Below are 24,777 nucleotides of genomic sequence, written 5' to 3'. Positions count from 1 at the left end.
AGGCGCCTCGTTTTCGGACCGCTCCGACTCGATGGCACAGGGATGTGGCAAGCCGCAAAAACTCCGGGTGATCCTCGGAGCAGGTTGTCCTCCCTTTTGAGATCCTCCTATGTCGAAATCCCTGAGATTGCAGATCCTCGCGCTGCTCAGCGGCAGCCTCGTGCTGGTCGTGCTGATTGCCCTGGCGTGTTTCCAGTTCCTGTCCAGCAACGTCCACGCCTATCGCGGTCTGCTTGAGGGGCCGTTGCACGCCTCGCAACTGGTCGATCAGGCCAACCTGCAGTTCAAGGTTCAGGTGCAGGAATGGAAGAACGTGCTGCTGCGCGGCAAACAGCCGGCCGACCGCGACAAGTTCTGGGCGCAGTTCGAAGACCAGGAACGCCAGGTGCAGGACACCCTCGGCAGCCTGAGTGCAATGGACGGGCTGGACCCCGCGACCAAAACCCAGGTCGACGCGCTGCGCAACGAGCACCGCACCCTCGGCGTGGCCTACCGCAAAGGCCGTGACGCTTACATTGCCTCCGGTGGCGATCCGGTTGCCGGTGACATGGCCGTCAAAGGCGTTGACCGTGCCGCCAGTGAGCAGATGACCGGCCTGGTGGTTGGCCTGCGCAAGCAAAGTGACGAGCAGTCGACGATCCTCAGCAGCACCGCCGACCGGACCATCCTTATCGGCACGCTGGTCATGCTCGCCTCGGCGTTGCTGGTCGGCGTGCTCACCCTGTGGATGGTCAACCGCAACATCGTCGGCCCGATCCGCATGTTGATCGAATACGTCGCGCAACTGAGTCAGGGCAAGTTCAGCGACCGCGTCAGCATCACCCGTCAGGATGAGCTGGGACGTCTGGCCGTTGCGGCGAACACGCTGCGGGATTTCCTTGCCGACACCTTTACCCGCCTCAAGCGCAGCACCACCGACCTGGACAGTGCCGGCGGCGAACTGAAGGCGATTGCCGCGCTGATGGCCCAGGGCACCCACGAGCAGTTCGAGCGCACCGATCAGGTGGCAACGGCGATGACCGAAATGTCCGCCACCGCCCAGGAAGTCGCCCGCCACGCGGCTCAAGCCGCCCAGGCCGCTGACGAAGCGGATCGCAGTTCCCAGGAAGGCAGCAAGGTGATGGGCGCGACCATCACAGCGATCACCCAGATGCGCACCGAGATCAGCAACACCGCCAACGTCATTCGCCGTCTGGAAACCGACAGCGGGCGCATCGGCAAGGTGCTGGAAGTGATTCGCGGCATCGCCGAGCAGACCAATCTGCTGGCGCTGAACGCGGCCATCGAAGCAGCCCGTGCCGGCGATGCCGGGCGCGGTTTTGCGGTGGTTGCAGACGAAGTGCGCACGCTGGCCCAGCGCACCGCGGCCTCGACGGCGGAAATCAACCAGATCATCAGCTCGGTGCAGACCGGCGCCGTCGATGCTGCCCAAGCCATTGAAAGCGGGCAGGCCCGCAGCCAGGAAAGCGTCGATCAGGTGGCGCTGGCAGGCTCCTCGCTGGAACGCATTACCAGTGCCGTGGAAGCCATCCGTGACATGAACCGCCAGATTGCGACGGCTGCGGAAGAGCAGACGTCCGTGGCCGAAGACATCTCCCGCAACCTGACGGAAATCACCGCGATTGCCACCACCAACCAGGACAACGTCCAGCGCACGCAAACCGCGAGTCAGGATCTGCATGTGTTGTCGGTGGGGTTGAATGACGTGATCTCGCGGTTGAGTGCCTAGAACTCGGATGTTCATAAGCCGGTCCCACTGACGCACTGCGATCACTCAGTGATGATCGTTCCCACGCTCCGCGTGGGCATGCAGACCTAGACGCTCCGCGTCCTTGTAGACCGCGCTGTGTCAGTGGGACCGGCTTTAGCCGGGAAGGCATCGGGCGTCACATGGCAGAATTGATGTTGTACAAACAGGCCTCTTCCCGGCTAAAGCCGGTCGCACTGACACAGAGCGGTCACCTGGTAGGACCGGCTTCAGCCGGGAAGACGTCTGAAGCCACACCGCAGATTGATGACGTACTCAAGGGCCCATTCCCGGCTAAAGCCGGTCCTACTGACGCACTGCGATCACTTAGTGGGACCGGCTTTAGCCGGGAAGGCGCCGGAAGCCACACCGCAGAATTGATGGTGTACTTAAGGGCCTCTTCCTGGCTGAAGCCAGCCCTACTGACGCACTGCAACCACTTAGTGGGACCGGCTTCAGCCGGGAATGCGTCGGGCGTCACATCGCAGAATTGATGGCGTACAAACGGGCCTCTTCCCGGCTGAAGCCAGTCCCACTAACACAGCGCGGTCACCCGGTAGGACCGGCTTTAGCCGGGAAGACGTCGGGCGTCACACCGCAGAATTGATGGTGTACTTAAGGGCCTCTTCCCGGCTAAAGCCAGTCCTACTGACGCACTGCGATCACTCAGTGGGACCGGCTTTAGCCGGGAAGGCGTCGGGCGTCACACCGCAGAATTGATGGTGTACTCAAGGGCCTCTTCCAGGCTAAAGCCGGTCCCACTGACACCCCCCGATCACCTTGTAGATACTCTGTTCCAGATCAAGCTTTTTGCAGATGTTTTTCGCTGAAAAGCTTGGCCGTATTGAAGTCTTCGCCGCTGCGCATGCAAGCCCACAAACCTGTCAGGTATTTACGCATCACCGCGCAGACCGCTTGCATCTTACGCTTGCCTCGGCCCACCAGTGCCTCGTAAAACCCCTTCACATAGGGATCGCAGCGGATTGCAGTCAGCGCTGGCATGTACATAGAACAGCGTAAGTATGCGTTGCCGCATTTGCTGAGCCTGCCAGGCTTGTCGATGCTCGTTCCAGACTGAGTCAGCCGCACATCCAGCCCTGCATGACGGCTTACCTGGCCTGACTTCAAGGTCGTTGGCAGGGTCGCCATTTCGGCAAGCGCGGCCAGCGTGGAGACCTCGCCCATGCCGGGGGCTGCCAGCATATTATCGAACTGACCTTGCAGTACCGGGCAACTGGCAACTAAATCAAGTCCAGCTTTCCTGAAGCGTTCAATACGCTTGTCGAAGGCTGCGATGGCCTCTTCCTCATCTTCGATCAGCAGCGCCGGAGACGTGTCAGTTGCCTTCAAAGCGTGCAACTCATTTTTCGCTTGGGTGCGGTGCCCGACCAGGCGATTGATGTGCCGGCCGATAGCCCGCAGCTCAAGCTGAGCGGCGGTTGGCGGGGTCCACAGGCGAGGCGTCATGCGCTCGCCATATTCGGCAAGCAACTGGGCATCGATTGCATCCGTCTTGCTGTGCTGAAGTTTCAGCCTGGCAAAATTGCGGGAGCTTTTCGGGTTTATCACCGAGACTGGCAAACCGGCCGCACTCAGCTCTATCGCCAGATCCAGGTAATAAATACCGGTGGCTTCCATGACAACGCTGAGCGGTTTGAGGGCCAGAAGCTTCTTGACGGCAGCCTTGCGGCCTTTAGGTGTTTGAGTGATTTCCCAGGCGCCGGCTGATCGGCCTTTATCGCGCCATCCCATGGCCGTCGTGCGTGAACCGACATCAAGACCGACGTGAACAGCCATGCTTTCATCTCCAGAAAAACTAGGTAATGATGGCTCTGGTTCCCCTGACCTCGAACTTCATGCCGCTGCGACCTTGTAATGCGAAGTCCGATTCGTCGGCTTCTCGATACTCTACGTGGTGGGCAATGAGGCGGGGGGACCTCTCTACAAACAAGGTCAGGCGCAAGGCCTGCCTAAGGGACCGATCGGTCTCCCCCAGAACACATCTGTTTGGTGACGCACTCAGGAGATTAACGATCTCTCCGTGGGTGTGTTGAGAACATACAAGGACCGGCTTCAGCCGGGAAAGCGTCGGGCGTCACACCGCAGAATTGATAGCGTACAAACGGGCCTCTTCCCGGCTAAAGCCGGTCCCACTGACACAGCGCGGTCACTTGGTAGGACCGGTTTTAGCCGGGAATGCGTCGGGCGTCACACCGCAGAATTGATGTCGCACTCAAGGGCCCATTTCCGGCTAAAGCCTGTCCTACCAAGCCGCGCGCGTTGCGGTTAGCCTTGGCGGAACACCAACGCTTTCAACCCACCCCCTTCCTCGGCATCGGCGAATTCAGGCGGGTTTTCCAACCGCTCGACAAACCGCAACCCCGGCGCTTCCCGGGTCACGCCTTCGATGAGAAAGTCCGCGCCCAGCAGCGGGTCGTTCATGCACGCCAGCACCGTGCCGTCCGGGGTCAACAGTTCCGGCAGTTTGCGCAGCACCCGCTGATAATCCTTGGTCAGCAAAAAGCTGCCTTTCTGAAACGACGGCGGGTCGATGATCACCAGATCATAGGGCCCCGTGCTTTTTACCTTGCCCCAGGACTTGAACAGCTCGTGGCCGAGAAAAGTGACCTTGCTCAGGTCATGGCCATTCAAGCGATGGTTGTCGCGGCCGCGACTCAGCGCAGCCCGGGACATGTCCAGATTGACCACACACTCCGCGCCACCCTCGATCGCTGCCACCGAAAACCCGCAGGTGTAGGCAAACAGATTCAGCACCCGCTTGCCCGCTGCATTGGCCCGCACCCAGTCGCGGCCGTAGCGCATGTCGAGGAACAGCCCGGTGTTCTGTTTTTTGCCGAAATCCACGAGATAACGCAGGCCGCCCTCGGTCAGCGTCCATTCCTCCAGCACCTCGCCCAACAGCGCCTCGGTGTGGCTGTCCGGCAGATAGCGGTGCTGCAACAACAGCGTATGGGCGCTGGATTGCTGCCACGTCGGTGACTCGATCAGCCTGGACAGCCGCTGCTTCAGGGCTTCCAGCTCATCGGCGCCTGGCGCCTTGAACAGCGACACCAGCACCACGCCCTGCATACAGTCGACGGTCAGTTGCTCGAGCCCCGGCCAGCGTCGGCCACGGCCGTGAAACAGGCGGCGAGTCTCGGCGGGCGGGGCGGCGAGGGCGGTCTGGAGGTGGGAGTCGAGCAGGTCGAGGGCGTCGGCATTCATCGGTGGGCGGCAGGTCGGAAGTGGGAAAGGGGCGGCATTCTAAACCCATTTCCCGGCGAACGACGGCGCCATGCCGTCGAACGTCGTTCCCCCGACCTTCAACTCCGTGGATCAGGTAGCCGGCGCGCCCTCCGGTTGATCATGAACCACGGCTTCGCCGGTTTCCGGCACCGCCAGCCACAGCAGCACGAACGCCACGGCCGCAATCGCCGCCAATGTCAGAAACGCCGCGCTGTAGCCCGCCTCGCGGACGACCAGTCCGGCCAGGCCGTTGCTCAGCGCTGCGCCCAGGCCAAACACTGTCGAGATCGCCCCCAGGCTGACGTTGAAGCGCCCGGTGCCGCGTGTCAGGTCCTTGACCACCAGCGGCAGCAGCGCGCCAAACGCCCCGGCGCCGATGCCGTCGAGCAACTGCACGCCCACCAGCCAGTACGGGTTGTCCGACATCACATACAACACGCCCCGCAGCGGCAGAAAAATGAAGCCGGCGAGCAACAAGGGTTTGCGCCCCCAGACGTCGGCCTTCGCCCCCACCAGCCAGGCCACTGGCACCATCACCAACTGCGCGGCGACGATGCAGGCGGAGGTCAGCGGCGTGGCGAGGTTGACGTCGATCTGCGAAAGCTTCTGACTCACCAGCGGCAGCATGGCCGCATTGGCCAGGTGAAACAGCCCGCAGCAGATGGCGAACACCAGCAACGGTCGGTTGTGCAGCAATACCGCCCAGCCGCTGGGCTGGTCCTTACCCTGATCATGGTTGGGGTCAAAGCCGCGGGCGACGTCGTGGTCAATCGCCGAGGCATCGACAAATGAGACGGCGACGATGCTCGCCAGCGCCATGAACGCCATGAGGTAAAACACCGCAATCGGCCCAAACATCCATGAAAAAATGCCGGCCAGCAGGGCGGCGCAGGCGTTGCCGGCGTGGTTCCAGGTTTCGTTGCGTCCGGTCCGGCGGGTGAAGGCTTTCGGCCCGGTGATGCCCAGGGAGATGGCGGCGATGGCGGGGGCGAACACCGAGCCTGCGATGGCGCTGATGCTCTGGGTGATCGCCACCCAGGTGAACGAGTGAATGAACGGCAACACCAGACACCCGGCGGTCACCAGCAAGGCCGCCACGATCACCACCATCCGCTTGCTGCGGGTGCGGTCAATCAGCGCACCCGCCGGGGTTTGTGTGACCAGCGCGGCGATGCCGGCGAGGGTCATGACCAGTCCGATACTTGCCGGATCCCACTTGTGCACGGCCAGCAGGTAGATCGCGAGGTAGGGCCCGAGCCCATCGCGCACATCCGCCAGAAAGAAGTTAATACCGTCCAGAGAACGGTTGTTGCGCTGATCGGAAGGGTTGCTCAAGGTTGGCCTCACTCTGGCGATGCGCAGGCGGAACGGCTGCGGCATTGCTAAATGACCTGCCGCCGTTGCGTTGGTTCTCCACGCCGTTTCTGCACGCTGTTTCTGAACACTGTTGCGGCCGACGTAACGGACTTTCTTGTCACGGCGTTTGAATCAAGGGCGGCGCAGGCATAAGCTTCGCGCCATTGATAGTGCCGGACCTCTCGGGCCCGGCAATCTTCCGGATATTTTTAGCTCAGGAACCGCCATGTCCAGTCTGTTTCCCGCTGCCCGTCCACGCCGTCTGCGCAGCAACGAAAGCTTGCGCTCGCTGTTTCAGGAGAACGAATTCACCCTGAACGATCTGGTGCTGCCGATCTTCGTCGAAGAAGAAATCGACGACTTCGTTCCGATCAACAGCATGCCTGGGGTGCAGCGCATTCCCGAGTCGAAGCTGGCGCAGGAAGTCGAGCGCTACGCCCGTGCGGGCATCAAGTCGGTGATGACCTTCGGCGTGTCCCATCACCTGGACGCCACCGGCAGCGACACCTGGCAGGAAAACGGCCTGGTCTCGCGGATCTCGCGGACCATCAAGGCCGCCGTGCCGGAAATGATCGTGATGTCCGACACCTGCTTCTGCGAGTACACCGACCACGGCCACTGCGGCGTGATGCATGGCGGCCATGTCGATAACGACGCGACCATTGAAAACCTCGGCAAGCAGGCCGTCATGGCGGCGCGTGCCGGTGCTGACGTGATTGCTCCCTCGGCGGCCATGGACGGCCAGGTGAAAGCGATTCGTGCTGCCCTCGACGCCGCCGGTTTCACCCAGACGCCGATCATGGCGTACTCGACCAAGTTCGCCTCGGCGTTGTATGGCCCGTTCCGCGAAGCCGGCGGCTCGGCGCTCAAGGGCGACCGCAAAACCTATCAGATGAACCCGATGAACCGTCGTGAAGCCCTGCGCGAATCGCTGCTGGACGAGGCCGAAGGCGCCGATGCGCTGATGGTCAAGCCGGCCGGTGCGTACCTGGACATCATCCGCGACATCCGCGAAGCCTCGAACCTTCCCCTGGCGGCTTATCAGGTCAGCGGCGAGTACGCGATGATCAAGTTCGGCGCCCAGGCCGGCGCCATCGACGAACACCGCGTCGTGCGCGAAACCCTCGGCGCGATCAAACGCGCGGGCGCGGATTTGATCTTCACGTACTTCGCGATGGACCTGGCGTTGAGCGGGATCTGATTTCCACTCACTTGAGGTTTTGGGGGAGCAGACCGCGGTTTCAAAACATGCCGCAGACCTGTGGCAGTGACCGGGGTGGCGCTCCACCTTACTCACGAAATCGGACTGTCATTCCCCAGAGAAAGTGGCCGGCAGTCCTGGCCTCTTCGTGAGCAAGCTCACTCCCACCAGTCCAACGAACCGGCCGAAACCCGGGGCGATCCACGATTTTGTGGGCGTGAGCTTGTTCGCGAATGGCTACTGTTGTTTCAACGCCGATTGTCGTTGGGCGACGGCGTTTCATAGGCCGTGTCGATGGCAGCGATTGGCAGCGGTGATTTCAGTTAACAGGGCGTGCTCTCTAGAATCGACCCCTCAGCAATCAACAGACCTTAGGGAGCAACTCATGGCTATTGAAATCGGAATCAACGAGCAAGACCGTGCAGAGATCGTTGAAGGACTGTCCCGGCTGCTCTCCGACACCTACGTGCTGTACCTGAAAACCCACAACTTCCACTGGAACGTCACCGGCCCGATGTTCCGCACGCTGCACCTGCTGTTCGAGGAGCAGTACACCGAACTGGCGACCGCAGTGGACTCCATTGCCGAACGCATCAGAGCCCTGGGCTTCCCGGCACCGGGCACCTATTCCACCTACGCGCGGCTGTCGTTGATCAAGGAAGAACCGGGCGTGCCCGCTGCGACCGACATGATCCAGCAACTGGTTGAAGGGCAGGAAGCGGTGGTACGCACCGCCCGCGAACTGTTCCCGTTGCTGGAGAAGGTCAGTGACGAACCCACTGCCGACCTGCTGACCCAGCGCATGCAAGTCCACGAAAAAGCCGCCTGGATGCTGCGCTCGCTGCTGGAAGGTGACGGTTTCGTTGCCTGACACCTTCATCTCGGCGTGAGACCTATTCCCGGCTAAAGCCGGTCCCACTAAGGCATCGCGGTCACTTGTAGGACCGGCTTCCGCCGGGAAGCTGTTGATTCATTCTTTTGATCTTCCTGCGCAACAAGACCAGGCACCGCCAATCGTGACTGGGGTGCAGGCGTGACCGGACGAACCCCGAGAAACGAGGGGCCACGCCAGGCGCAAGCAGATCATCATCGCCGGTAGGGTGACTGATGTTTGCGGCGCTCACCCTCCCGAAACAGCAGCAATCGTGACAAGATTGCTCGCGGTTACCGCATATATAGAGAGGGCGCGGTCCCGCCACGCGATCCAGCGCTGGCTGATCGGCCGCTGCCCGTAATTCTGGAGAACATCATGGCTCAAGCATCTGCATCCATTCGCATCCCGGTGTCGGCCGAAAAGGTCTGGGCACTTACCGGTGGCTTCCACTCGTTGCACGAGTGGCTGCCGTTCATCAAGAGCAGCGAAGCAAAGGAGGGCGGACGCGTCCGTCACCTGACCACCGACGACGGTGCTGAAATCACCGAGCGCCTGCAGACCTACGACAATTCGGCGCGCACGTACAGCTACTCCATCGACAAAGGACCGTTTCCGATCAAGGACTATCTGGCGACGTTCAAAGTCAAAGAGGATGGCGATGAGGGGGCGTGGGTGGAATGGTCAGGCGTGTTCACCGCCGACGGTGTGACCGATGCGGACGTCGAGGAATTATTCAAGGGGATTTACGTGGGTGGGCTTGAAGCGCTGCAGGCCAATTTCTAAGTCATTGAAGAGGTCTGCCGCCGATAATCGCGGGACCGCCAGGCCATTGCGGCCTGGCATTTCGGTGCCTTGCCTGAATCGTCGTGCGTCGGGCTGTCAGGCCCTCAGTGATGCTCTGACACCGTCGCTGCATTGATCAGGTCGTACAAGGCGAACGCGCGGTTGACCAGGAAAACGGTCACGGCGGTGAGGGCAAGGGCATTGATGATGTGCAGGGTCATGGTGGCAAGTCCGTGTCGGGTCTGGGATGACGCGATGTTACGCGAGCCCTGCCGAAGCTGAAGACAATAGCCTTCATGGTCTACATCACCGGCAATGATGGGCAGCAGGTTGTGAAGGCCAGGTCGAGTGACGGGGTGAACTATTACCGCGGAATCCGGGTCGGCTCTACACACTTATCAGCCTGGAGCCTGCCATGCAGCCTTATGTCATTTGCCACATGATGTCCTCCCTCGACGGCCACGCCCTTACCGATGGCTGGGATCGCACGTTCAAGAAAGACGCCGGAGATTTATACGAAAAGCTCGCCCAGACGTTCGAGTTTGACGCCTGGATCTGCGGGCGCGTGACGATGCAGGAAATCGCCCACGACGAGGGCTATCCAAAGGGCCTCGCCAAAGGCCCCATCGAGCGCAGTCATTACTTCGCTGATCGCAGCGCCAAGGCCTATGCCGTGTCCATCGACCCCCAGGGCAAGGTGGGCTGGAAAAAGAATCAGGCGCTGGATTCCCACGTCGTCGAAGTCCTGACCGAAGGGGTGTCGGATGACTACCTGGCGTACCTGCAGTCGATTCAGGTCTCTTACATTTTTGCCGGGAAGACCGAGATCGACCTGCAGCACGTGGTGCAGATCCTGTCGAGCGAGCTGGGCTGCAAGCGCCTGATTGTCGAGGGCGGCCCCCATGTCAGTGGCTCGTTCGTCAACGCCGGGCTGGTCGATGAAGTCAGTGTGCTGATTCTGCCGCTGATCGACGGGCGAGGCGAGCATCCGGCGTCGTTCGAGGTGCCGACCGAGGCGTGGAAACAACCAACGCATTTGAAGTTGACGTCGGCGGATGTGCAGGACGGCGGCGCGGTGTGGCTGCGCTACACCAAGGCCTGACGATAAGGGCGCAGCGGGGCTGATGCAGTCCCGCTTCAGGCTGGGAGCGCCCGGGAAAAGCGATCGGAAACGAAAAAGGCCAGCTAAGCGCTGGCCTTTTCGTTTGCTTCTGTCTGGCTCCACGACCTGGACTCGAACCAGGGACCCAGTGATTAACAGTCACTTGCTCTACCAACTGAGCTATCGCGGAATGCGCGCTATCTTACTGATTGGAAAAGGGAAGTCAAGCGACCGTGATAAAAAATTTCGGGTTGGTCAGTACCGCCACGTCAACGATGCCGTCAGGTTGCGCGGCGCGCCGTAGTTGCTCGCCGTGCCGCTGTACAGCGAGGTCAGGTATTTGCGGTCGGTGACGTTGTTGAAGTTCAGCGCCGTGCTCCAGTTGCTGTCGATGTCGTAGCTGGTCATCAGGTCGACCAGCGCGTACGCGTTCTGGCGGATGACGCTGTAGTGGTCGTTCTGAATCCCGCTCTGCCAGCTCACCCGAGTGCCGATCCTGGCTTGGGGCAGGCTTGGCAACCGGTAGCTGGCCATGCCGCGAAAAGCATGGGTCGGCACATAACGGCGGGCCTTGTCGCCGTCATCGTTTTCGATGTGCACGTAGGTGTAACCCGCCAGCAGGTCGAGGCCCGGCAGCGCTTCACCCGACGCTTCCAGCTCGATGCCGTGGCTCTTGTAATCGTCGGTGAAATAGCGGAACTGCGAGCCCACTTCAATGAAGTCCGCCGACTGGACGTTGCTCTGTTTGGTCTTGAACACCGCAGCCGTCAGGTTCAGGCGATCGTCCATCACGCTGCCTTTGACGCCGGCTTCCAGGCTCTTGCCTTCCAGCGGCGCCAGCACTTTCCCGTCAACGCCGACCGTGCCGTACTGCGGGTTGAAGATTTGAGTCCAGCTGGTGTAGACGCTCCACTGCGGGGTCAGGTCGTACACCAGACCGGTGTAGGGCGTGACCTTGCCGTGCTCGCGCTGGGAATGATCGGTGCCATAGCTCTCCCCCGTGCCGTCGACGCTGAGCATGCGCGCACCGGCGATCCAGTGCAGGTCATCCGCCAGGCTGAAGCGCGCACCGGCGAACAGGCTCTTCTGGCGGTCCTCGAAGTTCTGCGTGTTGGTGACGTCACTGGTGTAGTCAAACTGCGGCGAAGGGGTATTGCCGGCGAGAATGCCGGCGAACGAGGTGTCGAAGTAGGTGCCCCCGCCAGCATCGTATTCACGGGCTTTCTGGTGCGTGCGGCCATAGGCGGCGCCGAAGGTCAACTCATGGTCGCGGCCGAACAGGCTGAAGGGCCCGGAGACTTTGGCTTCCCCCAGCAACTGGTGCGCCTTGCTGGAGGTATCAGCGGCGAACACCGAGGCGTCGTCATCGGTGACGCTCGACACGTACAGCATGTTGGTGTCCTGGTATTCCGTAATACCGGTGCCGGTGAGCGTGGCGTTCCAGCCGTTGCCAAAGTCATGCTTCCATTCGGCAAACGCGCGCTGGGTGTGCATGTTCCAGTAGGTCCACGGTTGGCCCACATTGGACGAGCGGCTGCTGTAGTGGATCGGGTTATTGTTGATGTCAACCAGCGGCAGGTTGCCCCAGGTGCTGCCGTTGGAATCGCTGTTGTGCTGGGTGAAACCCACGGTCAGGGTGTCGGCGTCGGACAGGTCGAATGCCAGCAGGCCGGCGGCGACGTTTTTCTCGTGGCTGTAGCGGTCCATCCACGAGTTGCCCTTGTCGTGGGCATAGATGAAGCGGCCGCGCACATTGCCGGTGTCGGTCAACGGCCCCGACACGTCGACGTCGATGCGTCGGTTGTCCCACGAGCCCACGCTGGTGTCGATCTGCGCCTGGAAATCCCGGGTCGGGCGCTTGCGGATGAAGTTGACCGTGGCGGAAGGATTGCCCGTGCCGCTCATCAAACCGTTGGCGCCGTGGAGCACGTCGATTTGCTCGAACTCGGCCATGTCCAGATCGCCGATCATGATCGTCTGGGCGAAGGGCATGCCCATGCCGTCGTACTCGAAGCTGCCGATGTCGAACCCGCGGGAGGTGAACTCCGTGCGGTCACTTTCGCTTTGCTCAACGGTCACTGACGGCGCGGAACGCAGGGCGTCCTTGACCCCGTTCATTTTGAAGTCGTTCATCTGCGCGCGGGTGATGGTGGTGATCGCCTGTGGCGTCTGCTTGTTGGTCAGCCCCAGCTTGGTGGTGCTCGAAGACGGCTTGCCCTGATAGCCCACGCTTTGCCCGTCGTCCTGGGGAACGGTGTCCTGGATTTGCATCGCCGGCAAAGTGAGGTCGTCTGCTGCGTTGGCGGCAGACATGGCGGTGACGACACCAGCCAGAAGAAAGGAGGCGGGGAGGCGAGGGATCACAATGGGCGTTCCTGAGAGGGCGGTGAGGAGCGCGATTCTGAATCAAGATGCGAATCATTACCAGATGTGACTAATGTCATTTTCACATTTTTTCACGGGATTGAAGGCTCTGGGACGAGCGTTTTGGGGGCGTGTGTTTCAGTCCCGGCTAAAGCCGGTCCTACTCGGGATCGCGTTCATTCAGGGAGGCGGTGATGGCCTCAAATGTAGGACCGGCTTTAGCCGGGAAAGCGTCGGATGTCGCGCTATAAGTCCATGCTGCTGCAACTTGACATTGCGTCCGTGGATGCAGATCGATTAAGGTTGCGTCTACAGAAAAGACATCTGCCGTGACCAAGAGGTAATTCCATGACCATCGCCATTCCAGCGCGGCAACTGTCGAAGTCCGAGTGCGTGGTGGGTTTGCGGGCGGCGTTGCGGGTTCTGGACAAATGGAAGGCCAACAGCGAGCAGGCCTGTCAGATTCTGCGCATTTCCCGAAGCACCTATACCCGCGCCCGCCAGGACGACGCACAGTGGTCGGTGGCGCTGGATCAGGACCAGATGCAGCGCGTCAGCTTCGTGCTGAACATCCATGCAGCCCTGCGAACCCTGTTCGATAACCCCGACAACGCCTACGGTTTCCCGGCGATGGAAAACCACAACGAGTTTTTCAACGGCAGAAAGCCACTGGACGTCATGGCCCAGGGCGACATGATCTCGCTCTACGAAACTTTCCGACGCATCGACACGCTCCGGGGCGCCCAATGGTGACGCCGGACGCGCTTCCCGAGCTCGCCGGTGAGGCGCAGCAGGGCTATCGCCTGGTCAATTCCAAATTCCCGCCGATCGATCTGTTCAGCGACGTCGCCGACGCCGCCGAGTTCGAGACCCTGTACCGGATTCAGGCGCTCACCAACCCGCGCCTGCAGAACGAAGTCGGCCGCATCGAGCTGATTCCCCTGACCGAAATCCCTTTCGGCATTCCCGGTTGTTCCTACGCAGTCGCGCCGTTCACCCACGTCAATCCTGCGGGCTCGCGCTTCAGCAGCGGCGAGTTCGGCGCGCTGTACCTGGCCGACACGGTCGACACGGCCATCGCGGAGGTGCGTCATCATCAACAGCTGTACTGGTCACGGGTTGCGGCGCTGAAGTACGAGCGTTTTGTGTTCCGCTGCCTGAGTTGCAGTTTCACCGAGGCGGGCTGCGTCGACGCCACCGCCATCCCGTTCTCCGACCCCATTTACGCACCCGACGACTACGCGCAATCCCGTGTGCTGGGCAAGGCCGCGAGGCAGGCCGGGATTGCCGGGCTGCGGTACCAATCGGTGCGCTCGCCGGGCAATCATTGCTGGGCACTCCTGACTCCGCGGCACGTCACGTCCATCGTGCAGAGCGCCCACTACGAAATGATCTGGAGCGGTGAGGTCATCGGCATCAACCAGCTGTCCAACGCCTGAGGGCTGTCGATCCAGACACCGCCCAAAAGATCGAACTCATCCGCCCCTTGAGAAGTCACTCCAGCAATGGAAATCGAGGAGCGGCCATGGGCAAGCACATCACGGCGCAGGAATTGGGTATCGACCTTGTGCAGGGCGGTGAACAGGCGCTGTTCAAATGGTTGCTGGCCAGTTTCCTGATGGGCAAGCGGATTCGGGCGCAGGCGGCGGTGCAGACCTACCACGTCATCGTCGACAGGCACGGGTGCGACACCCCGCGAAAGCTGGCAGCCTGCACCCACCGGGAACGGGTGAGGATGCTGGGCGAGGGCGGTTACGCGCGTTACGACGAATCCACCGCCGTGCGCCTGCTGGCACTGGCGAACAAGCTGACGGATGAATATGGCGGTGCGGTCAGTGCAATGGCCGCCGCCAGCGCTGACCGTCACGACTTCGAAAAGCGCCTGCTGGCGTTCGACGGCATCGGCCCGAAGACCGCAGAGATCTTCATGGGCGAAGCCTTGGAGATGCTGTTTTGAAAAATGCCGTTTTGGACGGCGCTCTTTCGAAGGAGCCTGGCAGAATCTTCGTGGGCTGCGCCGGCTGGAGTCTGGGCCGCGAGCATGGGCCGGCGTTTCCGGGGGACGGCACCCACTTGCAACGCTACGCCCGGCACTTCAATACCGCTGAAATCAATAGCTCGTTCTACCGGCCCCATCGTCCGCAGACCTATGCGCGCTGGGCTGAATCGGTACCGCCGGATTTCCGCTTTTCGGTGAAAATCCCCAAGCTCATTTCCCATGAACACCGCTTGCAGGGCTGCGCACCGGCACTGGATGAATTCCTCGGGCAATGCGGTGAACTGGGCGAGCGGTTGGGCTGCCTGCTGCTGCAATTGCCGCCGTCGCTGGCGTTCGAGCCAGGCGTGGCAGAAGTGTTTTTCACCGGGTTGCGCGAGCGCTTTGCGGGGCAGGTGGTCATTGAGCCGCGCCATGAAACCTGGGTGCAGGCCGAATCGCTGTTGACTCACTGGCGCATTACGCAAGCAACGGTCGACCCGTCGAGGCTCAGCAACGACAGTCAGCCGGCAGGTTGGCCGGGGTTGCGCTACTGGCGACTGCACGGGGCGCCGCGCCTCTATTACAGCGCCTATGAAGAAGATTATCTGGCGCGTCTGGCCGTAGCGCTGAAGGCCGAGGCCCAAGGCGGCGCGCCGACGTTGTGTATTTTTGACAACACTGCCAGTGGCGCCGCTACAGGCAACGCGCTGAGGCTGATCGAGCTGCTCGGTCCGCAGTCATGACCCTCGCCCAAAACCCCCGTTCCAGAGGGGTTGGAGCCCTGACCGGCAACGATCGGCGACGCTGCTTTTCGTTAGGTGTGAGTTAATTGGCGCGCGAGTTGTTAAGCGTCATAGCACGATGCCACAATCGGCCCATTTCCAGTGCCAGGGTCGGGCGAACTCGATGTACCTCCATGATTCTCAACCGGCGCGTGAGGCCCTGATACGGGCCCAAGTGCGCAACGATCGATTGCAGCTGCTCCTGCGCCAGAGTTTTTTCTCGGTGTTCGGCAGCGCGCTGGCGGCTGTGATCCTCTCGTGGATCTGCTGGGAGCGCCTGGAACACTCGCTGATTGTCTGGTGGCTAGGGCTGCTGGGCGCGTCGACCGTCTTGCGCCTGGTGATGTTGGCCATTTATTTCCGGATGCCGGAAACCGCCCGGACCCCTGAGCGCTGGGAAAGCACTTACTGGATCACGCTGGTGTTGTCGGCCGGTATATGGGGCGGTGGCGCGCTGGCGCTGATGAAGGCCGGGGATCTGCTGATCCAGACGCTGGTGCTGCTGTTCGCCGTGGGCATGTCAGTGAGTGCGGTGTCTTGCTACTCGGCGTACCGCTCGATGACCCTGGTGTCGATTGCGCTGGTGCTGCTGCCGTGCACGATCTGGCTGTTGGTTCAGCCCCAGACCGCGCAGCAGGGGATGGCGGCTGCGTCGCTGATCTTTGCCGGCTTTGTGGTCAGCGCGACGCGCAAGCTGTCTCAGGCCATGGAGAAGGCCTTTCGCCTGAGCCGTGAAATGGAACACGCCCATCGTATCGCCGCCCACGCCGCGCAGACAGACGAGCTGACTGGACTGCAAAACCGCCGTGCCTTCTTCCATCGGGCCGAAGCCGTGTACGAGACCTGCAAGCAGGCCGATCTGCCGCTCTGCGCCCTGATGCTGGACATCGACCATTTCAAACGCATAAACGACGGCCACGGCCATCAGGCAGGTGACGAAGTCTTGCGGCAGATCGGCAGGGTCATCCGCCAATCCGTGCGCGACGCAGATGTCAGCGGCCGCCTGGGCGGAGAGGAATTCGCGCTGCTGTTGGCCAACACGCCGATCGACGCGGCGCAGATCATTGCCGAGAGACTGCGCTCGGCCATCGCCGACATCATCTGCCAGCACGACGAAGGGGTGACCGCGAGTCTCGGCGTTGCCGAGTGGAACCACGACGATCAGGATTTGCATGGGCTACTGGCCCTCGCAGACAAGGCGCTGTTCCGGGCCAAGGCATCCGGGCGCAACCAGACCGCGGTGGCCTGAACGCCAACTCTGGCACGGGTGGCAGACGGTTTTCGTGTCACCCGGACGTGACATTTATCTCGACGCTTTTCATTCGGCGGCGGCTGTGGCGTAGTGTGTCCAGCCTGTTTGGCACGATGACCGACTGGAAGAGGTAAATGAGATGACCCTGCAAAACCGCCTGGACAACCTGTACCCGCGCGCCGACGAGATCCCTGAGCAGTTTCGCGCAGGCCCCGCCATCGAGCAGCGCGATTACCTGGTCAATGGCGAACTGCATCAATGGCACGGGCCGTTGGCGCCGGTGTTGAGCCCGGTCTCGCTGAAGACCGACGCGGGCCTGGAATCCGTGGTGCTGGGTAGCACGCCGCTGATGGATGCCGACACCGCAATGAGCGCGCTGGACGCCGCCGTCAACGCCTACGACCGTGGCCAGGGCGCCTGGCCCACCATGCGTGTCGCTGATCGTATTCATCACGTCGAGACCTTTCTCAAGCTGATGCGCGAGCAGCGCGACGCGGTGGTGACGCTGCTGATGTGGGAAATCGGCAAGAACCTCAAGGACTCGCAGAAAGAGTTCGACCGCACCTGCGATTACATCGTCGACACCATCAACGCCCTCAAGGAGCTCGACCGCCGCTCGAGCCGTTTCGAGCTGGAGCAGGACACCCTCGGCCAGATTCGCCGCGTCCCGCTGGGCGTGACCCTGTGCATGGGCCCTTACAACTACCCGTTGAACGAGACCTTCACCACGCTGATTCCGGCGCTGATCATGGGCAACACCGTGGTGTTCAAACCGGCCAAGTTCGGCGTGCTGCTGATTCGTCCGCTGCTCGAAGCGTTCCGCGACAGCTTCCCGGCCGGGGTCATCAACGTGATCTACGGCAGCGGCCGCGAGACCGTCAGTGCGCTGATGGCCAGCGGCAAGATCGACGTGTTCGCGTTCATCGGCACTAACAAGGCCGCCAGCGCCCTGAAAAAGCTCCACCCCAAGCCGCACCGTCTGCGCGCCGCACTGGGTCTGGATGCCAAGAACCCGGGAATCGTGCTGCCGGATGTCAACCTGGACAACGCTGTGACGGAAGCCATTACCGGCTCGCTGTCGTTCAACGGCCAGCGCTGCACGGCGTTGAAGATCCTCTTCGTGCATGAAAACGTGGTCGGCAGTTTCCTTGAAAAGTTCGAGGAGAAACTCGCCCAGCTCAAGCCGGGCATGCCTTGGGAACCGGGCGTCTCGCTGACGCCACTGCCGGAGCCGGGCAAGACCGATTACCTGCAAGGGCTGGTGGACGATGCCGTGAGCAAAGGCGCCAAAGTGGTCAACGAAGGTGGCGGCACGACCCACGGGCAGTTTTTCTACCCGGCCGTGCTGTACCCGGTCACCCCGGACATGCGCGTTTACCACGAAGAACAGTTCGGCCCCGTGGTACCGGTGGTGGCGTACCGCGATCTGGAAACGGTGATCGAGTACGTGCTGGATTCCGATTTCGGTCAGCAGCTGAGTATCTTCGGCAACGACTCCAAGCAGGTCGGGCGTCTGGTCGATGCGTTCGCCAATCAGGTGGGCCGTATCAACATCAACGCGCAGTGCCAGCGCGGCCCGGACAGCTTCCCGTTCAACGGCCGCAAGAATTCGGCCGAGGGCACGCTGTCGGTGGACGATGCGCTGCGCGTGTTCTCGATCCGCACCCTGGTGGCGACCAAGTTCCAGGAGAGTAACAAGGCGCTGATCAGCGACATCATTCACAACCGTGAGTCGACGTTCCTGACCACGGATTATATTTTCTGATTCATTGGCTCCAACCGGCCGCAGGCGTGTTGCACAGCGGATGCTGTTCAACCGCCTGCGGTTTTTTTATAGCTGTACTTTAAAACCCGCCGCCACTGTATTGCGCTGGCTGTTTAATTCTGCAGCCCTTCCTCTGTCTGAGATTATTTTGTAGGAAGGATTCTAGACTTCCGTAGGACACCTCTCTTCCTCTCTTTGGTGGGTAGAGTTTTTATTCGTAGGGAATTAGCCTTGCCGCTTCCCGAATGAGATGAAAACTTTCATCAGCCCATTCTTTGCTCACACTTGTTAAAACTTGACCGCTTGGGGCACGGGCGTTCGGCTGATACAAAGGCCCTGCGATCCGGATATTCCCCTTTGTGATGTGTGGCATTTTCGACGGAGGAGTTATGGCTTCAAACAGCTTTCAAAATGAAGTGCCCAAGGCGCGGGTCAATATAAAACTCGATTTGCACACTGGCGGTGCGCAGAAAAAAGTCGAATTGCCGCTTAAATTAATGGTGCTCGGGGACTTCAGCAATGGCCGGGAAGACCGGCCCTTGTCCGAACGCACCAAGATTAATATCAATAAAAACAATGTCGACAGTGTGCTGGCAGAATTTTCCCCTGCCTTGAAACTCACTGTTGAGAACACCTTCGCCGACGACGGTTCCGACGCTTCAGTGGATTTGAATTTCGAAAGAATGAAAGACTTCGAGCCGGAACACGTGGCCAGACAAATACCCCCATTGCGCGCGCTGCTGGCGACTCGCAATCTGTTGCGTGACCTCAAATCAAACCTGCTCGACAACGCCACCTTCCGGCACGAACTTGAACGCATCGTCAAAGACGAAACGCTGAGCGATGAATTGCGCGCCGAACTGGCGATGCTCGCCGCACCCACAGAGCGTTAATCACTCGGGTCTCTGATAGCAGGTATCAAACATGTCCTCGAAACACTCTTCCGCAGTCTCAGGCGGTGGCACCGTTTTGTCCGAAGAAAGCACGGGCGTTTATAGCGCGCTGTTCTCCAAAATCAACCTCAACCCGGTGTCAGCCCTGGGCGACATCGAGGCGTTCCAGAACAACGAGGCGCTGTCGGAGATCTCCGCCGATGAGCGCGTGACCGCAGCCGTCAGCGTGTTCCTCAACCTGCTCAAGGGTTCGTCGCGCAAGGTTCAGCGCCTCGACAAGACCCTGCTCGACGAACACATCGCCTCGCTGGACGCGCAGATCAGCCGTCAGCTTGATGCCGTCATGCATCACCCGGACTTCCAGCGGGTCGAGTCGACGTGGCGCGGAGTGAAGTCTCTGATCGATCAGACCGACTTCCGCCAGAACGTGCGCATCGAGCTGCTGGACATCAGCAAGGACCATCTGGTCCAGGATTTCGAAGACGCCCCCGAGATCGCCCAGAGCGGTCTGTATATGCACACCTATACCCAGGAATACGACACGCCCGGCGGTGAGCCCATTGCGGCGGCTTTTTCCAGTTACGAGTTTGATCGCAGTCCGCAAGATATCGCGCTGCTTCGCAATATATCGAAAGTCGCAGCGGCGGCGCATATGCCGTTCATTGGTTCAGTCGGCCCGGCCTTCTTCGGCAAGGAAACCATGGAGGAAGTGGCTGCCATCAAAGACATCGGCAATTACTTTGATCGCGCGGAATACATCAAGTGGAAGTCATTCCGCGACACCGATGATTCCCGTTATATCGGGCTGACCATGCCCCGGGTATTGGGGCGGTTGCCCTATGGCCCAGACACCATTCCGGTGCGCAGTTTCAATTATGTGGAAAGTGTCAAAGGCACCGACCACAGCAAATACCTGTGGACCAATGCCTCTTTCGCCTTCGCTGCAAACATGGTGAAGAGTTTCGTCAATAACGGCTGGTGTGTGCAAATTCGCGGGCCACAGTCCGGTGGGGCAGTCACGGACCTGCCGATTCATTTATATGACCTGGGCACCGGCAGTCAGGTGAAGATCCCGTCGGAAGTGATGATTCCGGAAACCCGGGAGTTTGAATTCGCCAATCTGGGGTTTATTCCGCTCTCGTATTACAAGAATCGCGATTACGCCTGTTTCTTCTCCGCCAACTCGACGCAAAAGCCTGCGCTGTATGACACCGCCGATGCCACGGCCAACAGCCGGATCAATTCGCGGCTGCCTTATATCTTTCTGCTGTCGCGCATTGCGCATTATTTGAAATTGATTCAGCGCGAAAACATCGGCACCACCAAGGACCGGCGTTTGCTGGAACTGGAACTGAATAAGTGGATCAGCGGGCTGGTCACCGAAATGACCGACCCGGGGGACGATTTGCAGGCCTCCCATCCGCTGCGTGACGCGCGGGTGACGGTGGAGGACATCGACGACAACCCCGGTTTCTTCCGCGTGAAGTTGTACGCCGTGCCGCATTTCCAGGTGGAAGGCATGGACGTGAATCTGTCGCTGGTTTCCCAGATGCCCAAAGCCAAAACCTGACGTCGGCCATAGGTGAGCACAACATGAAAATCGACCGACCTCTCTGGGCTGCCGGGGCGCTGCTGTCCCAGCAGCAATTCCAGCAGCAAGCGCGCTGGGAAGCCTGGACCAACGAATGCATCGCCTATCTGTCGCGGGTCCATCCGTGGGGCGTGCAGACAGCGACGTTTGATCTTGAAGCGCTGCGGCTGGGCAAACTCAAGGCGTCCACGCTGCGCGTGCGGCTGCCGGATGGCACGCTGATCGACACCGACAGCGTTGATCGGCTGCCCGCCGCGCTGGCCCTGGAACACATCCTGATCGAACCGGGGCAGGGCGCCACAGTGATGTTGTGTTTGCCCCTGGAGCAGGCCAATGGCGGCAACTGCCTGTTCGAGGGGGCTCGCGCTGACCGACCGGTGCGCTACCGGCAGGAGTGGCGTGAGGTGCAGGATCTGTACGGCGACGATCAACAGTCGATCGGCGTGCTCGAGCACCTGCTCAGCCTGCGTCTGGCCAGCGATGACAATGCCGATTACCTGACCTGTCCGGTCGCCCGGCTGGTGCGGGACGGGCAAGGGCGCGCGTGCCTGGACGAGGCGTTCGTGCCACCGCTGTTGAGCTTTGCAGGGCACGCGGGTTTGCTGGTGCAACTGGACAATCTGCTGACCCAACTGGCGTCCAAGCGCCAGCGCTTGATGGGCATGCGCCGTGAGAGCAACCAGCGCATGGCCGACTTCGCAGTGGCCGATGTCTCGCTGTTCTGGCTGCTCAACGCGCTCAACACTTACCAGCCCGTGCTTGCCGATTTCAAGGCAAGCCCTGCGCGCCATCCCGAGCAGGTCTATCAGGAGTTGGTGAAGCTGGCGGGGGCGCTGCTGACGTTCTCCCTCGAACACGACGTTGAGGCGATTCCGGCCTACCGTCACGAAGCGCTTGAAACGGTGTTCCCGCCCTTGATGCAGATGATTTCGACGTTGCTCGAAGCCAGTCTGCCGTCGCGGGTGATCGCCTTGGCGCTGGAGCGGGTGCTCCCGGGGCGCTGGCAAGTGACGTTCAACGACCCACGGCTGCGCGAGGCCGACGCTGCTGACTTTTACCTGTCGGTGCGCTGCCGCGAGGCGCCGGCGCAACTGCAGGCGCAGTTCCCGCGGCTGTGCAAGGTCGGCACGCCGGACGACGTCGATCGGTTGATCAACGCAGCCTTGGACGGCGTTCCGCTGCAGCCCCTCAGTCACGTGCCGGCGGCGATCCCGCTGCGTCTTGAAAACCAGTATTTCGCCCTCGACTTTGCCCATTCGAGCGGTCAGGCCGTGCTCGCCGAAGGGGTTTGCGCGTTCTACGTCCCGGCGACGCTGCCGGACGTCAAGCTTGAGCTGTTTGCGGTACTGCGCTCATGAGCCGGCCGATGAAAAGCCAGTCGGCTGCCCAGCCCGTCAATGTGGATCAACTGCTGCAGGACAGTTACCTGCTGGTGGTCGAGTTGCGCCATGGCGCGGCCGCCCCGGACAGCGATGCGCTCTGGAACCTGTGCACGCGCCAGGTGGTAGAGGTTCGCGATGCCCTCAAGCAAGCCGGCGTCAGCCAGCGCAGTGTCGACTTCATCAGCCACGCTCAATGCGCGCTGCTGGATGAAACCGTGCTGGCCCATGCCGATGCCAGTGCCCGCGCCAAATGGACCCACGAACCGCTTCAGGCGCATTACTTCGGACGTCATCAGGCAGGGCAGTTTCTGTACGAAGAAATGCGTGAGGTGCTGCACGAGCCCGCGCCGGATCTGTGTGTGCTGAGGGTGTATCACCGAGTACTGATGCTGGGGTTTCTCGGACGCTACAAGGATCCGAACCACCCCGAGCGGCAACAGTTGATGGCCGAGTTGACCGCCCGGGTAGCGCCGCTGACCCTGGATCAGCCGCTGCCCACCTGGATCGACGCCAGGGGACGCAAACCCTTGCCGGCCTGGTTGCGCGCACCGCTGTTGCATCTGCTGGCGGCCGGATTGTTGCTGGCGGGCATCTGGTGGTTGCTGGATTCGCACCTGGCGGCGCTGGTCGCTTCCCTTGTGACCGAGCGGGTGTGACGCGCCCATGACACTCAAGTTGATGCGCGCGCTTGCCCTGTGGTCGGGATGCTTGGCGCTGATGGTGATCAGTGTTTTGCCGCTGAGCCTGGTCGCTCAAGCGGTCGCCGTCTTTGGCGCCGTAATTCTTGTGGTCGTTGGATGGCTGCTGGCGGGGCGGAGGTCGGCGCGTGTCGGTGGTTCGCTAAGTCTGGATGAGTTCAGAGCCCTTCCCGGCAGCGAACATCGGCTGCCAGTGGTGCTGGTGTGTGGCGAGGGGGCGGCGGGGCTTTTTGCTGTTGATCCCGATGCTGATGCCGATATCGCCGAGCAGGTCGTCGTGCGGACGACGGCGAGCGGTTGTTACGTCAGCGTGCCGAGCCTTGAACGATTGCCCGGTGTGGCCGCTGCGCTGCTGGCCGCCCGTCCGCAATGGCGTGGGCAGCTCAGCGTCATGTTCGTCATCAATCCAGCCCAACACGCGGACAGCGCGGTGCTGGCCGGCCAGCTTCGTGCGCTGATTCATCAGCTGTCGGTGATCCGCAGGTGTGCGCAGGCGTTGCCGTTGTGGGTCGTGAGTTATCAGCACATGTCCCAAGGGCCGGGGGATGTTCGTGGGACCGGCTTCAGCCGGGAAGAGGGCGTCTTGCGCACCGAACCCGTCTGGTTCAGTTGGGAAAATGGCGAGCCATCCGCCCGGGTGCGAAGCAACGGCACTTGCGTCAGCGTCGAGGAGTGGCAGAGGCAAGACGCCGCCGCGCTCACTGACCGTATGCAGCTCGCCGTGCAGATGAACGCCCACGCCGCCTTGCTGGTTCAGTACGTCGCGCCGCACTTCACTGGCATCGGCCGGCATCGCGCGCCGTCGCCAGTGGCCTATGCAATCTGCCAAGTGGCGTGTCTGCCTGATCCGATGCCTGGCAGCGTCTGGCAGCACTGGATACAGGTAAAAACTGCGCTGGTGCCGACCCGGTTGGCGATCGACACGGGCGGTGCTTTGCCCGCGCCGGATCCTTTGCTGGAATTGCTGCCCCGACACACCGGCAACAGCGCCGCGCGGCGCGCCACTGTCATCGGCATCTGGCTGACGGTCTTCGCTGCCGTCGTCGCGGTGTCGAGCTCGGCCCGGCAGAACACCTTGTTGATCCGCCAGGTCGGTGACGACCTGCGCCGCTACGCTTCGATCAACCAAACCGATCGCCAGGACCAGCAGGCGGTAGCCCGGCGCGAAGCGGCGTTGACCGTTCTGCACGACGACGCCCGGCGGCTGGATGACTACTACCGCTACGGCGAGCCCTGGTCGCTGGGCCTCGGCCTTTACCGCGCCGAACAGCTGCGCACCACGGTCTGGCACGCCATCGGCCGTTACCGGCCGCCAACCGACACGGCGCAGGCGTCCGGGCCAGTGCGGCTGGACACGCTGTCGCTGTTCAACACCGGCAGCGCCGAACTCAAGGCCGAGTCGACCCAGGTGCTGATCAACGCACTGGTCGGCATCAAGGCCCGACCCGGCTGGCTGATCGTCGTCACCGGGCATACCGACGCCACCGGCAGCGCCGAGCAGAACCTGCGCCTGTCCCGCGACCGCGCCGCTTCGGTGCGCGACTGGATGCAGCGCATGGGCGGCATTCCCGGCAGCTGCTTCGCCGTGCAGGGCTACGGCGCCAGTCAACCGATCGCCAGCAATGACACCGAACAAGGGCGCAGGGCCAACCGCCGCGTCGATATCCGTCTGGTGCCGGAAGAGGGGGCCTGCGGGTCGCTTTCTGCCGGGGCCGGGCCGGCTACCCCCGTCGCATTTCGCGGCACTCGATAACCCAAGCAAG

At 61.5% G+C, this 24,777-nt stretch carries 20 protein-coding genes and 1 tRNA gene; 16 read left to right on the top strand and 5 right to left on the bottom strand.

The genetic code is table 11. The features are described from left to right. Positions 1–109 precede the first annotated feature (109 nt). Positions 110–1,729: a methyl-accepting chemotaxis protein gene (locus M1E04_RS13540; RefSeq protein ID WP_192131343.1), complete on the top strand. Its 1,620-nt coding sequence runs from the start codon at positions 110–112 to the stop codon at positions 1,727–1,729. Between the two features lie 819 nt (positions 1,730–2,548). Here the strand turns inward: M1E04_RS13540 and M1E04_RS13535 are convergent. The 3 genes from M1E04_RS13535 to M1E04_RS13525 form a co-directional block, all read right to left on the bottom strand. Then, complete coding sequence (locus M1E04_RS13535) at positions 2,549–3,544, bottom strand: IS110 family RNA-guided transposase (RefSeq protein ID WP_456291497.1); 996 nt, start codon at positions 3,542–3,544, stop codon at positions 2,549–2,551. A 489-nt stretch (positions 3,545–4,033) separates the two neighbouring features. Next, positions 4,034–4,972: a class I SAM-dependent methyltransferase gene (locus tag M1E04_RS13530; RefSeq protein WP_192131346.1), complete on the bottom strand. Its 939-nt coding sequence runs from the start codon at positions 4,970–4,972 to the stop codon at positions 4,034–4,036. Positions 4,973–5,083: 111 nt separating this feature from the next. Continuing rightward, the gene (locus tag M1E04_RS13525; RefSeq protein WP_446731120.1) at positions 5,084–6,373 is read right to left on the bottom strand and encodes an MFS transporter; all 1,290 of its coding nucleotides are present in this window, start codon (positions 6,371–6,373) and stop codon (positions 5,084–5,086) included. Between the two features lie 202 nt (positions 6,374–6,575). On the opposite strand from M1E04_RS13525, the gene hemB reads away from it, so the two are divergent. The 4 genes from hemB to M1E04_RS13505 all read left to right on the top strand — a co-directional run bounded on the left by hemB (position 6,576) and on the right by M1E04_RS13505 (position 10,309). Then, positions 6,576–7,550, top strand: a complete 975-nt coding sequence (hemB, locus tag M1E04_RS13520) for a porphobilinogen synthase (protein ID WP_192131348.1) — start codon at positions 6,576–6,578, stop codon at positions 7,548–7,550. A 385-nt stretch (positions 7,551–7,935) separates the two neighbouring features. Further along, entirely contained in the window at positions 7,936–8,421 is a 486-nt protein-coding gene (locus tag M1E04_RS13515) for a Dps family protein (protein WP_456291496.1), read from the top strand. Between the two features lie 378 nt (positions 8,422–8,799). Next, positions 8,800–9,207, top strand: coding sequence for an SRPBCC family protein (locus M1E04_RS13510; protein ID WP_065991567.1), 408 nt, complete (start codon positions 8,800–8,802; stop codon positions 9,205–9,207). A gap of 415 nt (positions 9,208–9,622) precedes the next feature. Beyond that, positions 9,623–10,309, top strand: coding sequence for a dihydrofolate reductase family protein (locus M1E04_RS13505; protein WP_456291495.1), 687 nt, complete (start codon positions 9,623–9,625; stop codon positions 10,307–10,309). A gap of 114 nt (positions 10,310–10,423) precedes the next feature. Here M1E04_RS13505 and M1E04_RS13500 read toward each other — a convergent pair. Continuing rightward, positions 10,424–10,499, bottom strand: a tRNA-Asn gene (locus M1E04_RS13500). Between the two features lie 65 nt (positions 10,500–10,564). Then, a complete protein-coding gene (locus M1E04_RS13495) occupies positions 10,565–12,622 on the bottom strand; it encodes a TonB-dependent siderophore receptor (protein WP_456291494.1) in 2,058 nt (685 codons plus the stop codon). A 399-nt stretch (positions 12,623–13,021) separates the two neighbouring features. Between M1E04_RS13495 and M1E04_RS13490 the strand changes: the two genes are divergently transcribed. The 11 genes from M1E04_RS13490 (at position 13,022) to M1E04_RS13440 (ending at position 24,767) form a co-directional block, all read left to right on the top strand. After that, positions 13,022–13,426, top strand: coding sequence for an antitoxin Xre-like helix-turn-helix domain-containing protein (locus tag M1E04_RS13490; protein ID WP_456291493.1), 405 nt, complete (start codon positions 13,022–13,024; stop codon positions 13,424–13,426). Then, entirely contained in the window at positions 13,420–14,112 is a 693-nt protein-coding gene (locus tag M1E04_RS13485; protein WP_456291492.1) for an RES family NAD+ phosphorylase, read from the top strand. The genes M1E04_RS13490 and M1E04_RS13485 overlap by 7 nt, the downstream gene beginning before the upstream one ends. Before the next feature lie 86 nt (positions 14,113–14,198). Next, complete coding sequence (locus M1E04_RS13480; protein ID WP_296308459.1) at positions 14,199–14,630, top strand: HhH-GDP family DNA glycosylase; 432 nt, start codon at positions 14,199–14,201, stop codon at positions 14,628–14,630. Then, positions 14,627–15,394 (top strand): DUF72 domain-containing protein, encoded by a 768-nt coding sequence (locus tag M1E04_RS13475; RefSeq protein ID WP_456291491.1) that lies wholly within the window; start codon positions 14,627–14,629, stop codon positions 15,392–15,394. The genes M1E04_RS13480 and M1E04_RS13475 overlap by 4 nt, the downstream gene beginning before the upstream one ends. A 163-nt stretch (positions 15,395–15,557) precedes the next feature. Beyond that, positions 15,558–16,682 (top strand): diguanylate cyclase, encoded by a 1,125-nt coding sequence (locus M1E04_RS13470; RefSeq protein WP_456291490.1) that lies wholly within the window; start codon positions 15,558–15,560, stop codon positions 16,680–16,682. A gap of 142 nt (positions 16,683–16,824) precedes the next feature. Next, entirely contained in the window at positions 16,825–18,450 is a 1,626-nt protein-coding gene (locus M1E04_RS13465) for an NADP-dependent glyceraldehyde-3-phosphate dehydrogenase (protein ID WP_369318058.1), read from the top strand. A 389-nt stretch (positions 18,451–18,839) separates the two neighbouring features. Then, the gene (tssB, locus tag M1E04_RS13460; protein WP_456291489.1) at positions 18,840–19,343 is read left to right on the top strand and encodes a type VI secretion system contractile sheath small subunit; all 504 of its coding nucleotides are present in this window, start codon (positions 18,840–18,842) and stop codon (positions 19,341–19,343) included. Positions 19,344–19,374: 31 nt separating this feature from the next. After that, positions 19,375–20,913 (top strand): type VI secretion system contractile sheath large subunit, encoded by a 1,539-nt coding sequence (gene tssC / locus M1E04_RS13455; RefSeq protein WP_456291488.1) that lies wholly within the window; start codon positions 19,375–19,377, stop codon positions 20,911–20,913. Positions 20,914–20,936: 23 nt separating this feature from the next. Continuing rightward, on the top strand, positions 20,937–22,292 hold the full coding sequence (tssK, locus tag M1E04_RS13450) for a type VI secretion system baseplate subunit TssK (RefSeq protein WP_192131374.1): 1,356 nt from the start codon (positions 20,937–20,939) through the stop codon (positions 22,290–22,292). Positions 22,293–22,300: 8 nt separating this feature from the next. Next, entirely contained in the window at positions 22,301–22,972 is a 672-nt protein-coding gene (gene tssL / locus M1E04_RS13445; protein ID WP_192131376.1) for a type VI secretion system protein TssL, short form, read from the top strand. Positions 22,973–22,979: 7 nt separating this feature from the next. Continuing rightward, on the top strand, positions 22,980–24,767 hold the full coding sequence (locus tag M1E04_RS13440; protein ID WP_456291487.1) for an OmpA family protein: 1,788 nt from the start codon (positions 22,980–22,982) through the stop codon (positions 24,765–24,767). Positions 24,768–24,777 lie beyond the last annotated feature (10 nt).

It is taken from the genome of Pseudomonas sp. AK106, from assembly GCF_053903055.1.
The sequence above is the reverse complement of the archived record's forward strand: the minus strand, read 5'-3'. Positions and strand labels throughout refer to the sequence as shown.